We start from the raw sequence: 14,074 nt of genomic DNA on the forward strand, positions 1-14,074 counted from the left end.
ATTGAGCAGCCACGACGGCGAGGCACCATCTCCGCGAGAGCGGCGGCGGTTTAGCCGCAAAGGGGGAGGGGGCGCGGTGCGCGTACTCGGTGTTGACCCGGGGCTGACGCGGTGCGGTGTCGGTGTGGTCGAGGGGGTGGCGGGCCGCCCCCTGACGATGCTGGGCGTGGGGGTCGTACGGACGCCCGCGGACGCCGAGTTGGGCCACCGGCTCGTCGCGATCGAGCAGGGCATCGAGGAATGGCTCGACGAGCACCGGCCCGAAGTCGTCGCCGTGGAGCGGGTGTTCAGCCAGCACAACGTCAGCACGGTGATGGGCACGGCCCAGGCCAGTGCCGTCGCCATGCTGTGCGCCGCGCGCCGCGGCATACCGGTCGCGCTGCACACGCCGAGCGAGGTCAAGGCCGCCGTCACCGGCAGCGGTCGCGCCGACAAGGCACAGGTCGGAGCCATGGTCACCCGGCTGCTCCGGCTGTCCGCCCCGCCCAAGCCCGCCGACGCCGCGGACGCCCTCGCCCTCGCCATCTGCCACATCTGGCGCGCCCCCGCGCAGAACCGCCTCCAGCAGGCCGTCAACCGGCATGCCAGCGCCCTGAAAGGCCGCACCACATGATCGCCTTCGTCAGCGGCCCGGTCGCCGCCCTCGCCCCCACCCTGGCCGTCATCGAGGTCGGGGGAGTGGGCATGGCCGTGCACTGCGCGCCCAACACCATCGCGGGCCTGCGGACCGGCGAGCCGGCCCGGCTGGCGACGTCCCTGGTCGTACGGGAGGACTCGCTGACGCTGTACGGCTTCGCCGACGACGACGAGCGCCAGGTCTTCGAGCTCCTGCAGACCGCGAGCGGGGTCGGGCCGAAGCTCGCGCAGGCGATGCTGGCGGTGCACAGCCCGGACGCGTTGCGCATCGCCGTCTCCGTGGGGGACGAGAAGGCGCTGATGGCCGTCTCCGGCATCGGGAAGAAGGGCGCACAGAAGCTGCTGCTGGACCTGAAGGACAAGCTGGGCGCTCCGCTGGGGTCGAGCGGGATGGTCGGCGCGCAGCGCGCGGCCGCCTCCGGGCCGGCCCCGTGGTCGGAGCAGCTCTCCGCCGCGCTGATCGGCCTGGGCTATGCCCCCCGGGACGCGGAGGACGCGGTCTCGGCCGTCACCCCGCAGGCGGAGGCCGCGATCGCCGCCGGCGGTTCCGCCCCCGTGCCGCAGCTGCTGCGCGCGGCCCTGCAGTCCCTGAACCGGGCCCGATGATTCCGGCGCGGCGCCGTTGCCGGGGCTCCGCCCCGGGCCCCGCGCCTCAAACGCCGGCGGGGCTGGATTTTGGCCGGTGGTGGCCCGCGTGTGCGCGCAGCGCACCGTGCGGCCCGGCGGGCCGGCGGGCCGGCTGCCCGCAGCGCAGTCCCAGCCCCGCCGGCGTTTGAGGCGCGGGTCCGGGCGGAGCCCGGGAAACGGAGAAAGGGCGGGGCGGGGAGAATGCCCCGCAGGGCGCCCGCACGCGACACACCACCGTTCCACCGAGAAGGCAGACTGACACCGTGAACTGGGATGACGAGAGCGACGACCGGATCGTCGCAGCCGCGGCGGACGGCGAGGACACCGCCGTCGAGGCGGCCCTGAGGCCCAAGGACCTCGGTGAGTTCGTCGGGCAGGAGAAGGTCCGCCAGCAGTTGGACCTCGTCCTGAAGGCGGCCCGCCAGCGCGGCGCCACCGCCGATCACGTGCTGCTGTCGGGCGCCCCGGGCCTGGGGAAGACCACCCTGTCCATGATCATCGCGGCCGAGATGGGCGCCCCCATCCGGATCACCTCCGGCCCCGCCATCCAGCACGCGGGCGACCTCGCCGCCATCCTCTCCTCCCTCCAGGAGGGCGAGGTCCTCTTCCTCGACGAGATCCACCGCATGTCCCGGCCCGCCGAGGAAATGCTCTACATGGCCATGGAGGACTTCCGCGTCGACGTGATCGTGGGCAAGGGCCCGGGAGCGACCGCCATCCCGCTGGAACTGCCCCCGTTCACCCTCGTCGGGGCCACGACCCGGGCCGGTCTGCTGCCGCCCCCGCTGCGCGACCGCTTCGGCTTCACCGGGCACATGGAGTTCTACGCCCCCGAGGAGCTGGAGCGCGTCATCCACCGCTCCGCCGGGCTCCTCGACGTGGAGATCGACACCGCGGGCGCCGCCGAGATCGCTGGCCGCTCGCGCGGAACCCCCCGTATCGCCAACCGGCTGCTGCGCCGTGTCCGCGACTACGCCCAGGTCAGGGCCGATGGTGTGATCAACCGCGAGGTCGCCGGCACCGCCCTGAAGGTCTACGAGGTCGACGAGCGCGGGCTCGACCGGCTGGACCGGGCCGTTCTGGAGGCGCTCCTGAAGCTCTTCGGCGGGGGACCCGTCGGCCTGTCGACGCTCGCCGTCGCCGTCGGCGAGGAGCGGGAGACCGTGGAGGAAGTGGCCGAGCCGTTCCTCGTCCGGGAAGGGCTCCTGGCCAGGACCCCGCGGGGACGGGTCGCGACCCCGGCCGCATGGGCTCACCTGGGACTTGTCCCGCCACAGCAGGGCGTGAACGGATCAAGCGGACAACAGGGCCTCTTCGGGACCTGACGGCGCGGACGTTCGCCCCGTCAGGAACTGCGGTGACATGCTGGGCGTTGTTCCATCGGTGCGGACTCGCCTAGACTCCGCCGATGCCGACCCTTACGGTCGGCGTACCCACCCCCCGTACAAAGGCCGTGCGCTTGTGCGGTCGATGCGAAGGACCTGCGTCCCGTGAATATCATGTCCCTCCTTCCGTTCGTGCTGATCATCGGGGCGATGTTCCTGCTGACCCGCAGCCAGAAGAAGAAGCAGCAGGCGGCCGTGCAGATGCGCGACCAGCTGACCGCCGGCACCGGCGTCCGCACCATCGGCGGCATGTACGCCACGGTGAAGGAGATCGGCGAGGACACCGTCACCCTCGAGGTGGCCCCCGGCGTCCACGCGATCTACGCGAAGAACTCCATCGGCGCCGTGCTGGAGGACGCGGAGTACAACCGCATCGTCCACGGCATCACCGATGATCTGACGATCGACACGCCGGTCGTCCCGGACGACGCTTCCTCCCTGACCGGGGACGAGGCCCCCAAGCTCGACCTGGGCAAGAAGGACGAGCCCAAGGCCGACGAGCCCGCGGCGCAGGAGCCCAAGGGCGACGAGCCCAAGGACGGCAAGACCGACGGCGACGCCGGCGCGAAGTAGCGCTGGGCCGGGGACCGTGCGGGGCGCCTGACCGGCAGCCCCGGCGGTCCCCGCCAGTGACCCTTCTGCGGGGGGCAGGGGTCCCCACACACATTTCGGTGGCCGTCCACGCGCTGACCCGGCGCGGGACGGTTGGACAGGGAGATACGACAAGGTGGCAGCACCGAAGAAGGGCCGGCGGCCCACGGGGGCTCAGGGGAGGCCGGGGCGTGCCCTGGCCATCATCCTGATCGCGATGGTGGCGCTCACCGCGGGGATGTTCCTCACGAAGCAGACGACGCCGCGACTCGGCATCGACCTCGCCGGCGGTACGAGCATCACGCTCAAGGCCAAGAGCGAGCCGGGCAAGCCGGACGCGATCAACGAGACCAACATGAACACGGCGGTCGGCATCATCGAGCGCCGCGTCAACGGTCTCGGTGTGTCGGAGGCCGAGGTCCAGACCCAGGGCCGCGACCACATCATCGTGAACATCCCCAAGGGGACGAACGAGCAGCAGGCGCGCGACCAGGTCGGTACCACCGCCCAGCTGTACTTCCGCCCCGTGCTCGCCACGGCGGAGGGTGCCCCGGCAGCCCCCGAGGCCAAGCCGAGCGGCACCCCGAGCGGCTCTCCGAGCGCCGCCCCGAGCGGCTCCGGCAGCCCGTCTGCCAGTGCGCCCACCCCGTCGTCCAGCGCCACTTCCCAGGGCCGTGCGGTCAGCGAGGCCCTCAAGGCCCCGAACGCACCCTCTCCCTCGCCCTCGGCGAGCGGGTCGAAGAAGGCAGACGACAAGGCCACCCCGTCCACGTCGCCGTCCGCGCCGACCGCCGACCAGGCCGCAGCCGCGGACCTGCAGGCGAAGTTCGCCGCGCTGGACTGCAGCAACGAGGCGCAGCGCACCGCCGTCAGCAAGAACGTCAAGCCCGAGGACCCGACGCTCGCCTGCGGCAAGCGCGGCGACGTCTGGTACAAGTGGGTGCTCGGTCCGGCCCAGGTCAACGGCCAGGACGTGAAGGACGCCAAGGGCATCATCGACACGCAGCGTGGCATCTGGATCGTCACGATGCAGTTCACCGACAGCGGCGCCGACAAGTTCGCCAAGATCACCGGTGAGCTCGCGGCCAAGCAGACCCCGCAGAACCAGTTCGCCATCGTGCTCGACGGCGAGGTCATCTCCGACCCGTCCGTCAGCCAGGCGCTGACCGGCGGCAACGCCGAGATCTCCGGCGGCTTCAACCAGCAGTCCGCGCAGGACCTGGGCAACATGCTCTCGTACGGCGCCCTGCCGCTGTCCTTCCAGGAGGACAGCGTCACCACCGTCACCGCCGCGCTCGGCAGCGAGCAGCTGAAGGCCGGCCTCATCGCCGGTGCCATCGGCCTCGCCCTCGTGGTGATCTACCTGTTGGCGTACTACCGGGGCCTGGCGTTCGTCGCCATCATCAGCCTCATCGTCTCCGGCATCCTCACCTACACGATCATGGTGCTGCTCGGAAAGGGCATCGGCTTCGCGCTGAACCTGCCGGCCGTCTGTGGTGCGATCGTCGCGATCGGTATCACCGCGGACTCGTTCATCGTGTACTTCGAACGCATCCGGGACGAGATCCGCGAGGGCCGCACCCTGCGTCCGGCCGTCGAGCGCGCCTGGCCGCGTGCCCGTCGCACCATCCTGGTCTCCGACTTCGTGTCGTTCCTGGCCGCCGCGGTGCTGTTCATCGTCACCGTCGGCAAGGTGCAGGGCTTCGCCTTCACCCTCGGTCTGACCACCCTGCTCGACGTGGTCGTGGTGTTCCTCTTCACCAAGCCCGTCATGACGCTGCTGGCCCGTACGAACTTCTTCGCCAGCGGTCACCCGTGGTCCGGGCTGGACCCGAAGCGACTGGGCGCGAAGCCGCCGCTGCGACGCTCGCGTCGTACCGGCTCCGACGCGGCCGCCGTGACCGTCTCCGTTCCCGTCGACGCAAAGGAGGCGTGAGAGATGTCGAAGCTCGGAGATCTCGGCGCCAAGCTGTACCGGGGTGAGGTCGGCTACGACTTCGTCGGCAAGCGCTTCGTCTGGTACGGCGTTTCCATCCTGATCACCATCACGGCGATCGTGGCCGTGGCCGTCTCGGGCCTGAACATGGGCATCGAGTTCAAGGGCGGTGCCGTCTTCACCACCCCGAAGACCTCCGTCTCGGAGGCCCAGGCCCGCGAGGACGCGGAAGAGGCCTCCGGCCACGCCGCGATCGTCCAGAAGCTCGGTACCGGTGGCCTGCGCATCCAGATCTCGGAACTGGGCACCGATGCCGCGGCCGACGTGAAGGCCAAGCTCGCCACCGACCTCAAGGTCGACGCGGCTCAGATCAACGCGGACCTGGTCGGCCCCAGCTGGGGCGAGCAGATCGCCAACAAGGCCTGGACCGGCCTCGGCGTCTTCATGGTCCTCGTGGTGATCTACCTGGCCATCGCCTTCGAGTGGCGGATGGCGGTCGCGGCGCTGATCGCGCTGATCCACGACCTCACGATCACCGTCGGCGTGTACGCGCTGGTCGGCTTCGAGGTCACCCCGGGTACGGTCATCGGTCTGCTGACCATCCTCGGTTACTCCCTCTACGACACCGTCGTCGTCTTCGACGGTCTCAAGGAGGGCTCGAAGGACATCACCAAGCAGACCCGCTACACGTACAGCGAGATCGCCAACCGCAGCATCAACGGCACCCTGGTCCGCTCGATCAACACCACCGTCGTGGCACTGCTCCCGGTCGGCGCGCTGCTCTTCATCGGTGGCGGCATCCTCGACGCCGGCATGCTCAACGACATCTCGCTGTCGCTGTTCGTCGGCCTCGCGGCCGGCGCCTACTCGTCGATCTTCATCGCGACCCCGCTGGTCGTGGACCTGAAGGAGCGCGAGCCGGCGATGAAGGCCCTGAAGAAGCGGGTGCTCGCGAAGCGGGCGTCGGCCGAGGCCAGGGGCGAATCGCCCGAGGACGCCGGGACCGAAGGCGCGCCCGAGGTAGTGGCGCAGGGCCGCGCGGGACGGCGCCGGTGACCGCGGAGCTGCCCTCCGGCGTACGGGACCTGCTGCTCAGCCGGATCACGGACGTCGCGGACTACCCGAAGCCGGGCGTGATGTTCAAGGACATCACTCCGCTGCTGGCCGACCCGAAGGCGTTCGGCGCCCTCACGGACGCGCTGGTGGCCCTGGCCGGGCAGTACGGAGCGACGAAGATCGTCGGGCTGGAGGCGCGGGGATTCATCCTGGCGGCTCCGGTGGCCGTGCAGGCGGGCATCGGCTTCGTGCCGGTCCGCAAGGCCGGGAAGCTGCCCGGGGCGACGCTCCTGCAGTCCTACGACCTGGAGTACGGGTCGGCGGAGATCGAGATCCACGCGGAGGCGCTGTGCGCCGACGACCGGGTCATGGTCATCGACGACGTGCTGGCCACCGGTGGCACCGCGGCCGCCTCGCTGGAGCTGATCCGGCGGGCCGGGGCGGAGGTCGCGGGGGTCGCGGTCCTGATGGAACTCTCGTTCCTGCCGGGCCGTGAGCGGCTGGCGCCGACGCTGGGCGATGCTCCGCTCGACGCGCTGATCGTGGTCTGACCTCGCTGTTTCACGAAGCGGGCGTGCACCGGGAATCCCCGGAGCGCGCCCGCTTCGGCGTGTGCGGGGGGCCGCTGCGCGGGGCGAAGTCCCCTACCCGCCCTTCCACCGTTCCCCGGGGCTCCGGCCCTGGACCCCGTCCCTTGGGGCTCCGCCCCGGACGCCGTTCCCCGGGGCTCCGCCCCGGACCCCGGTCCTCGAACGCCGGGCGGGCTGATTCGCGCAGGCTAGGGGAACGGGGTGGCGCAACCCTCGCTACGATGGGTTATCCGGACCGGACACGGGCACCGGATCCGCTGAGGAGCGCTCTTGCCAGACGAGGTCCAGCCAATCTCCGCCGCGCAGCCCGACCCGGAGGCCGAGCAGCCGGCCGCGGCGGCCGCCGCCACGCCCCCGCCGGCTCCGCCGGCCCCGCCGGTCAAGCCCGCGCCCGCGAAGTCGGCCGGGTCCTCCAATCGGGTGCGCGCCCGGCTGGCCCGCCTCGGCGTCCAGCGTTCCAACCCGTACAACCCGGTCCTGGAACCGCTGCTCCGCATAGTCCGCAGCAACGACCCGAAGATCGAGACGGCCACGCTGCGCCAGATCGAGCAGGCCTACCAGGTCGCCGAGCGCTGGCACCGCGGCCAGAAGCGCAAGAGCGGCGACCCGTACATCACCCACCCGCTCGCGGTGACCACGATCCTCGCCGAGCTGGGCATGGACCCGGCCACGCTGATGGCGGGACTGCTCCACGACACCGTCGAGGACACCGAGTACGGGCTGGAGGACCTGCGGCGCGACTTCGGCGACGCGGTGACCCTGCTCGTCGACGGAGTCACCAAGCTCGACCGCGTCAAGTTCGGCGAGGCCGCCCAGGCCGAGACCGTCCGCAAGATGGTCGTGGCGATGGCCAAGGACCCCCGGGTTCTCGTGATCAAGCTCGCCGACCGGCTGCACAACATGCGCACCATGCGCTACCTCAAGCGGGAGAAGCAGGAGAAGAAGGCCCGCGAGACCCTTGAGATCTACGCCCCGCTGGCGCACCGGCTGGGCATGAACACCATCAAGTGGGAGCTGGAGGACCTCGCCTTCGCGATCCTCTACCCCAAGATGTACGACGAGATCGTGCGGCTGGTGGCCGAAAGGGCACCCAAGCGGGACGAGTACCTCACCGTCGTCACCGACGAGGTGCAGGCCGACCTCCGGGCCGCCCGCATCAAGGCCACCGTCACCGGGCGCCCCAAGCACTACTACAGCGTCTACCAGAAGATGATCGTGCGCGGCCGCGACTTCGCCGAGATCTACGACCTGGTCGGCATCCGGGTCCTCGTCGACACCGTCCGGGACTGCTACGCCGCCCTCGGCACCGTGCACGCGCGATGGAACCCGGTCCCCGGCCGGTTCAAGGACTACATCGCGATGCCGAAGTTCAACATGTACCAGTCGCTCCACACGACGGTCATCGGCCCCAGCGGCAAGCCCGTAGAGCTCCAGATCCGCACTTTCGACATGCACCGCCGTGCCGAGTACGGCATCGCCGCGCACTGGAAGTACAAGCAGCAGACCGTCGCCGGCACCTCGAAGGTACGCACCGACGTGCCGCAGGCGGCCAAGGGCAGCGCGGGCCACGACACCGTCAACGACATGGCGTGGCTGCGCCAGCTGCTGGACTGGCAGAAGGAGACCGAGGACCCGAGCGAGTTCCTCGACTCGCTGCGCTTCGACCTCTCGCGCAACGAGGTCTTCGTCTTCACGCCCAAGGGCGACGTCATCGCCCTGCCGGCCGGAGCCACCCCCGTCGACTTCGCGTACGCCGTCCACACCGAGGTCGGCCACCGGACCATAGGAGCGCGGGTCAACGGGCGGCTGGTACCGCTCGAATCGACCCTCGACAACGGCGACCTGGTCGAGGTCTTCACCTCCAAGGCCGAGGGCGCCGGGCCGTCCCGCGACTGGCTGGGCTTCGTCAAGTCCCCCCGGGCCCGCAACAAGATCCGCGCCTGGTTCTCCAAGGAGCGCCGCGACGAGGCGATCGAACACGGCAAGGACGCCATCGCGCGGGCCATGCGCAAGCAGAACCTGCCGATCCAGCGCATCCTGACCGGGGACTCCCTCGTCACCCTCGCGCACGAGATGCGGTACCCCGACATCTCCTCGCTCTACGCGGCGATCGGCGAGGGCCACGTCACCGCGCAGAACGTGGTCCAGAAGCTGGTCCAGGCCCTCGGCGGCGAGGACGCGGCCAACGAGGACATCGAGGACACCATCCCGCCGGCCCGCGGCCGCAGCTCGCGCCGTGGCAAGGCCGACCCCGGCGTGGTGGTCAAGGGCGTCGAGGACGTGTGGGTCAAGCTGGCCCGCTGCTGCACCCCGGTGCCGGGCGACCCGATCGTCGGTTTCGTCACGCGCGGCAGCGGCGTATCGGTCCACCGCGCGGACTGCGTCAACGTGGACTCGCTCTCCCAGGAGCCCGAGCGGATGCTCGAGGTCGAATGGGCGCCCACCCAGTCCTCCGTCTTCCTGGTCGCCATCCAGGTCGAGGCGCTGGACCGGTCCCGGCTGCTCTCGGACGTCACCCGGGTCCTGTCGGACCAGCACGTGAACATCCTGTCGGCGGCCGTGCAGACCTCCCGCGACCGGGTGGCGACCTCCCGGTTCACCTTCGAGATGGGCGACCCGAAGCACCTGGGCCACGTCCTGAAGGCCGTGCGGGGCGTCGAGGGCGTCTACGACGTCTACCGCGTGACCTCGGCCCGCAGGCCTTAGCACCGCACATGTGAAAGGGCCCCGGTACGCAGTGCGTACCGGGGCCCTTTCACATGCCGGGCGGCCGGGAAATCAGCCGCCGAATTCCTCCAGGCCCTTCAGCGCCTGGTCCAGCAGGGCCTGACGGCCCTCCAGCTCCCGGGACAGCTTGTCGGCCCTGGAGTTGTTGCCCTGCGCGCGCGCCGTGTCGATCTGGCCACGCAGCTTGTCGACCGCCGCCTGCAGCTGACCCGTCAGGCCGGCCGCACGGGCCCGCGCCTCCGGGTTCGTACGGCGCCACTCGCCTTCCTCGGCCTCCTGGATGGCCCGCTCGACGGTGTGCATCCGGCCCTCGACCTTGGGACGCGCGTCCCGCGGTACGTGGCCGATGGCCTCCCAGCGCTCGTTCAGGGAGCGGAACGCGGCACGGGCCGCCTTCAGGTCCGTGATCGGGACGAGCTTCTCGGCCTCGTCGGCCAGCTCCTCCTTCAGCTTCAGGTTCTCCACCTGCTCGGCGTCGCGCTCCGCGAAGACCTCGCTGCGCGCCGCGAAGAACACGTCCTGGGCACCGCGGAAACGGTTCCACAGGTCGTCCTCGGACTCGCGCTGCGCGCGGCCCGCGGCCTTCCAGTTCTCCATCAGCTCGCGGTAGCGCGCGGCCGTCGGACCCCAGTCGGTCGACTTCGACAGCGACTCGGCCTCCGCGACCAGCTTCTCCTTGACCTTGCGGGCGTCCTCGCGCTGCGCGTCCAGCGAGGCGAAGTGGGCCTTGCGGCGCTTGGAGAAGGCGGAGCGGGCGTGCGAGAAGCGGTGCCACAGCTCGTCGTCCGACTTGCGGTCGAGGCGGGGCAGACCCTTCCAGATGTCCACCAGGGCCCGCAGCCGCTCGCCGGCGCTGCGCCACTGGTCGCTCTGCGCCAGCTCCTCGGCCTCGGCCACCAGCGCGTCCTTGGCCGTACGGGCCTCGTCCGTCTGCTTGGCCTTCTGGACCTTGCGCTCCTCGCGGCGCGAGTCGACGGTCGACACCAGCTTGTCCAGCCGGACGCGCAACGCGTCGAGGTCGCCGACGGCGTGGTGCTCGTCCACCTGCGTGCGCAAGTGCTCGATGGCCGTCTGGGCGTCCTTGGCGGCCAGATCGGTGGTCCGCACCCGTCGTTCGAGGAGGCCGATCTCGACCACCAGGCCCTCGTACTTGCGCTCGAAGTAGGCCAGGGCCTCCTCCGGGGTGCCGGCCTGCCACGAGCCGACGACCTTCTCGCCATCGGCAGTACGCACGTACACGGTGCCGGTCTCGTCGACTCGGCCCCACGGGTCGCTGCTCACAGCGCCTCCTCCACCTGATGCCTTGCGAGGGGTTCACCCCCTGGGCATCGTCCACAGTTTCCTGGGGCGGGCCGCGCCCGCCCTGCACAACGCCAACATAGGCGACCGCCGGGCCGGCTGTCCGCATCCAGCACGACGGAATATCGCCGTACCGGAGCGCCTTCGAGGAATTCGAGGAGACAGCCCGGGCCCGGGGCGCCCGGTCCCGGTCAGTTCTGGGTGACGGTGCCCTTCTCGATGGTCACGGGGGTCTTGGGGGCCCCGTCCTGGCCGCCGTCGGCCGTACCGGCCTTGGCCACCTCTTCGAGCACCTTCAGACCGGCAGCGTCGATCTTGCCGAAGGGGGTGTACGAGGGGGCGAGCGGGCTGTCCTTGTAGACCAGGAAGAACTGGCTGCCGCCCGAGCCGGGCTGGCCGGTGTTGGCCATCGCCACCGTGCCCGCCGGGTAGACGACCTGGCCCGTCGCGTTGGGCTTGCCCAGAGAGTCGAGGTTCTCGTCGGCGATGGTGTAGCCGGGGCCGCCCATGCCGGTGCCCTGCGGGTCACCGCACTGCAGGACGAAGATGCCGCCCGTCGTCAGGCGGTGGCACTTGGTGTTGTCGAAGAACTTCTTGTCGGCGAGCGACTTGAACGAGTTGACCGTCTGCGGGGTCTTCGCCGCGTCCATCTCGAACTTGACGTCGCCCGCGCTGGTCTTCAGGTCGAAGGTGTACTTCGCCTTGGCGTCGATCGCCATCGCCGGGGAGGGGGACTGCTGCGGGGTGGGCGAGGCCGGGGCCGAGGGGGTCGCGGCCGGGTCGGCCGCCTCGTCCTTCTTGTCCTTGTCGAACACACCGCCGGCCACCAGGCCGACCAGCGCCGCGACGACCACGGCCACCGCCGCGCCGATCACGGCGAGCCGCTTGCGCGACTTCTGCCGCGCCTCGGCACGCCGCTGCTGCTGGCGTTCGTACTTTTCCCTGGCGAGCTGGCGCCGCCGCTGATCGCTCGTGACCACCGGGTCGTCTCCTTGTGCGTATCTGGTACCACTGTCCGGGCTGGGTTAGGCCGTACCGTATATGGGTTCGCTGTGTAATGAGCGGCGCCGGTACCCTCTGAGCAGCAGCATTCCGATCTGCAGCCTCCCGCCGGACGACGATTGAGGACGAACGTGCTGATTGCCGGATTCCCCGCCGGGGCCTGGGGGACCAACTGTTACGTGGTCGCCCCCGCCGCCGGTGAGGAGTGCGTCATCATCGACCCGGGCCACCAGGCCACCCAGGGTGTCGAGGAGACGTTGAAGAAGCATCGGCTCAAGCCCGTCGCGGTCGTCCTCACCCATGGCCACATCGATCATGTGGCCTCGGTGGTCCCGGTGTGCGGAGCACACGACGTACCGGCCTGGATCCACCCCGAGGACCGCTTCATGATGAGCGACCCGGAGAAGGCCCTCGGCCGTTCCCTCGGAGCCCAGCTCATGGGCGAGCTCACGGTGGGGGAGCCCTCCGACGTCAAGGAGCTCACCGACGGCGCCCAGCTCACCCTGGCCGGGATGGAGCTCACCGTGGCGCACGCCCCCGGCCATACCAGGGGGTCGGTGACCTTCGGGATGCCCGCGGCGGCGGACATCCCGCCGCTGCTGTTCTCGGGCGACCTGCTCTTCGCCGGCTCCATCGGGCGTACCGACCTCCCCGGCGGCAGCCACGCCGACATGCTCGAGTCGCTGGCCCGCGTGTGCCTGCCGCTCGACGATTCGACCGTGGTGCTGCCCGGACACAACGAGCACACGACCATGGGCCGTGAGCGAGCCACCAACCCGTACCTGCGGCAGGTGGCCGCCGGCCTGGGAGACGGCCTCACGTCTCCACGACGAGGAATGTGACGAGAGTTTCGTGAGTACTTTTCAGGCCCCCAAGGGCACGTACGACCTGCTGCCGCCCCGCTCCGCCACCTTCCTGGCGGTGCGCGAGGCGATCTCCGCGCCCCTGAAGAACTCCGGCTACGGGTACGTCGAGACCCCCGGCTTCGAGAACGTCGAGCTGTTCTCGCGCGGCGTCGGCGAGTCCACCGACATCGTCAGCAAGGAGATGTACACCCTCACCACGAAGGGCGGCGACCAGCTCGCCCTGCGCCCCGAGGGCACCGCCTCCGTGCTCCGCGCCGCCCTGCAGGGCAACCTGCACAAGCTCGGCGGCCTGCCCGTCAAGCTCTGGTACTCCGGCTCCTACTACCGCTACGAGCGGGCGCAGGCGGGCCGCTACCGCCACTTCTCCCAGGTCGGCGCCGAGGCGATCGGAGCCGAGGACCCGGCGCTGGACGCCGAGCTGATCATCCTGGCCGACCAGGCGTACCGCTCGCTGGGCCTGCGCAACTTCCGCATCCTGCTGAACTCGCTCGGCGACAAGGAGTGCCGCCCGGTGTACCGGGAGGCACTCCAGGACTTCCTGCGCGGGCTCGACCTCGACGCGGATACCGTGCGCCGGGCCGAGATCAACCCGCTGCGCGTGCTCGACGACAAGCGGGCCGACGTGCAGAAGCAGCTCGTCGGCGCCCCGATGCTGCGCGACTACCTCTGCGACGCCTGCAAGGCGTACCACGAGGAGGTGCGGGCGCTGGTGACGGCGGCCGGGGTCGTCTTCGAGGACGACGAGAAGCTCGTGCGCGGCCTGGACTACTACACCCGCACCACCTTCGAGTTCGTCCACGACGGTCTGGGCTCCCAGTCCGCGGTGGGCGGCGGCGGCCGCTACGACGGCCTCTCCGAGATGATCGGCGGGCCGGCGCTGCCTTCGGTGGGCTGGGCGCTGGGCGTGGACCGCACGGTGCTGGCGCTCGAGGCGGAGGGCGTCGAACTGGACATCCCGTCCGCGACCTCCGTCTTCGCGGTGGCGCTCGGCGCGGCGAAGCCGGTGCTGTTCGGTCTGGTGACCGAGCTGCGGCGGGCCGGTGTGGCCGCGGACATCTCCTACGGGGGCAAGGGCCTCAAGGGTGCGATGAAGGACGCGAACCGGAGCGGGGCCCGCTTCGCGGTGGTCGCGGGGGACCGTGACCTCGAGGAGGGCGTGGTCCAGCTGAAGGACATGCAGTCCGGGGAGCAGACCCCGGTGGCCGTCGCCGACGTGGTCGCCACCGTCCAGGCCCGCCTGGCCTGACGTTCGCCGGGGCTCCGCCCCGGACCCCGCGCCTCAAACGCCGGCGGGGCTGAGATATGCCGCTGCGCGGCATTCTCAGCCCGTCCGGCGTTTGAGGACACGTGCGCGGAGCG

12 protein-coding genes are annotated in these 14,074 nt (G+C 70.7%); 10 read left to right on the forward strand and 2 right to left on the reverse strand.

Annotated elements, in window-relative coordinates; genetic code table 11:
• The first annotated feature begins 76 nt into the window (after positions 1-76).
• The 8 genes from ruvC to MTF69_RS14365 all read left to right on the forward strand — a co-directional run bounded on the left by ruvC (position 77) and on the right by MTF69_RS14365 (position 9,527).
• Positions 77-613, forward strand: a complete 537-nt coding sequence (gene ruvC / locus MTF69_RS14330; protein WP_243334246.1) for a crossover junction endodeoxyribonuclease RuvC — start codon at positions 77-79, stop codon at positions 611-613.
• The gene (gene ruvA / locus MTF69_RS14335; protein ID WP_243334248.1) at positions 610-1,242 is read left to right on the forward strand and encodes a Holliday junction branch migration protein RuvA; all 633 of its coding nucleotides are present in this window, start codon (positions 610-612) and stop codon (positions 1,240-1,242) included. Before ruvC ends, ruvA begins: the two co-directional genes overlap by 4 nt.
• A gap of 284 nt (positions 1,243-1,526) precedes the next feature.
• The gene (gene ruvB, locus MTF69_RS14340) at positions 1,527-2,588 is read left to right on the forward strand and encodes a Holliday junction branch migration DNA helicase RuvB (RefSeq protein ID WP_243334250.1); all 1,062 of its coding nucleotides are present in this window, start codon (positions 1,527-1,529) and stop codon (positions 2,586-2,588) included.
• A gap of 165 nt (positions 2,589-2,753) precedes the next feature.
• Positions 2,754-3,221 carry a preprotein translocase subunit YajC gene (gene yajC, locus MTF69_RS14345; protein WP_243334252.1) on the forward strand — a complete coding sequence of 156 codons (468 nt, stop codon included), beginning with the start codon at positions 2,754-2,756 and terminating at the stop codon, positions 3,219-3,221.
• Between the two features lie 154 nt (positions 3,222-3,375).
• Complete coding sequence (gene secD / locus MTF69_RS14350) at positions 3,376-5,175, forward strand: protein translocase subunit SecD (protein ID WP_243334253.1); 1,800 nt, start codon at positions 3,376-3,378, stop codon at positions 5,173-5,175.
• Positions 5,176-5,178: 3 nt separating this feature from the next.
• Positions 5,179-6,231, forward strand: coding sequence for a protein translocase subunit SecF (gene secF, locus MTF69_RS14355; RefSeq protein ID WP_243334254.1), 1,053 nt, complete (start codon positions 5,179-5,181; stop codon positions 6,229-6,231).
• Positions 6,228-6,782: an adenine phosphoribosyltransferase gene (locus MTF69_RS14360; RefSeq protein ID WP_243334256.1), complete on the forward strand. Its 555-nt coding sequence runs from the start codon at positions 6,228-6,230 to the stop codon at positions 6,780-6,782. Before secF ends, MTF69_RS14360 begins: the two co-directional genes overlap by 4 nt.
• A 309-nt stretch (positions 6,783-7,091) precedes the next feature.
• The gene (locus tag MTF69_RS14365) at positions 7,092-9,527 is read left to right on the forward strand and encodes a bifunctional (p)ppGpp synthetase/guanosine-3',5'-bis(diphosphate) 3'-pyrophosphohydrolase (RefSeq protein ID WP_243334258.1); all 2,436 of its coding nucleotides are present in this window, start codon (positions 7,092-7,094) and stop codon (positions 9,525-9,527) included.
• Positions 9,528-9,599: 72 nt separating this feature from the next.
• Here the strand turns inward: MTF69_RS14365 and MTF69_RS14370 are convergent, their stop codons facing one another.
• Together MTF69_RS14370 and MTF69_RS14375 are read right to left on the reverse strand one after the other, a co-directional pair.
• Entirely contained in the window at positions 9,600-10,829 is a 1,230-nt protein-coding gene (locus tag MTF69_RS14370) for a DUF349 domain-containing protein (RefSeq protein WP_243334260.1), read from the reverse strand.
• A 209-nt stretch (positions 10,830-11,038) separates the two neighbouring features.
• Entirely contained in the window at positions 11,039-11,827 is a 789-nt protein-coding gene (locus MTF69_RS14375) for a peptidylprolyl isomerase (RefSeq protein WP_243334261.1), read from the reverse strand.
• A gap of 153 nt (positions 11,828-11,980) precedes the next feature.
• Here MTF69_RS14375 and MTF69_RS14380 point away from each other — a divergent pair, with 153 nt between their 5' ends.
• Both MTF69_RS14380 and hisS read left to right on the forward strand, forming a co-directional pair.
• The gene (locus MTF69_RS14380) at positions 11,981-12,691 is read left to right on the forward strand and encodes an MBL fold metallo-hydrolase (RefSeq protein ID WP_243334263.1); all 711 of its coding nucleotides are present in this window, start codon (positions 11,981-11,983) and stop codon (positions 12,689-12,691) included.
• A gap of 10 nt (positions 12,692-12,701) precedes the next feature.
• Positions 12,702-13,961: a histidine--tRNA ligase gene (gene hisS, locus MTF69_RS14385; RefSeq protein ID WP_243334265.1), complete on the forward strand. Its 1,260-nt coding sequence runs from the start codon at positions 12,702-12,704 to the stop codon at positions 13,959-13,961.
• The last annotated feature ends 113 nt before the right edge of the window (positions 13,962-14,074 follow it).

The organism is Streptomyces sp. AP-93, from assembly GCF_022808175.1.
In the GTDB taxonomy this organism is placed as follows: Bacteria; Actinomycetota; Actinomycetes; order Streptomycetales; family Streptomycetaceae; genus Streptomyces.